This is a genomic window from Kocuria cellulosilytica, assembly GCF_040981245.1.
GTDB lineage: Bacteria > Actinomycetota > Actinomycetes > Actinomycetales > Micrococcaceae > Kocuria > Kocuria cellulosilytica.
Genome location: NZ_JAVFWZ010000063.1, coordinates 1 through 620 on the forward strand (window position 1 = coordinate 1; position 620 = coordinate 620).

1 protein-coding gene is annotated in these 620 nt (G+C 60.6%); it reads left to right on the forward strand.

Annotated elements, in window-relative coordinates; all coding sequences use genetic code 11:
• Positions 1-135: 135 nt before the first annotated feature.
• The gene (locus RCG67_RS16995; RefSeq protein WP_368827974.1) at positions 136-516 is read left to right on the forward strand and encodes a hypothetical protein; all 381 of its coding nucleotides are present in this window, start codon (positions 136-138) and stop codon (positions 514-516) included.
• Positions 517-620 lie beyond the last annotated feature (104 nt).

The following is a 620-nucleotide window of genomic DNA, read 5'->3' on the forward strand; positions in this document are numbered from 1 at the left end:
CAGAGCCAAGAACAGACCCGCTGTGCTCGCTCACTGGCTCGACCTCGCAGAAGCCAAGTCCTACCGCCAACTGGCCAACATCACCGACGGCCACCTGATCAAGACCAAACCCAGAACCAGACCCCAGGGGAAGACATGAGCCACGAGAACATCGAAGACAACATCCCCGCCGCATTGAACCTCACCGACGAGCAACTAGCTGCACTGGTCGGGGGGATCCTTTACGCCGGAGTCCGCGGCTTGGTCGATCAAGGTATGAGCGCCCAGATGGCTCTCCGGCTTGTTGCGGCTCGGTACGTGACCGAGGCAATGGGATCGAAAGCACTGGAAGAGATGGGTGTTCCCTTCTCCACCGCCAAGCGTTGGCGTCTCCAGCTGCGCCGCGCCGTCGAGAACATGCCCGAGGAACTGCCGCAGGAGGTCCTCGAGGACGCTCAGCGCTACCTCGAGCACAAGGCCAGCGGTGTCACCGCTCAAGACGGCACGTCTGCGCCGGCAGGCTCGATGGAGGAATAGCTCGTGGCTGTACTACTTGCTCGTTGTGGATCAGTGTGAACTTACCGTGAAAATCGATTTCGCTGTTCTGGATCGTGCTATCGACGGCTGCCCCACCGAGGATC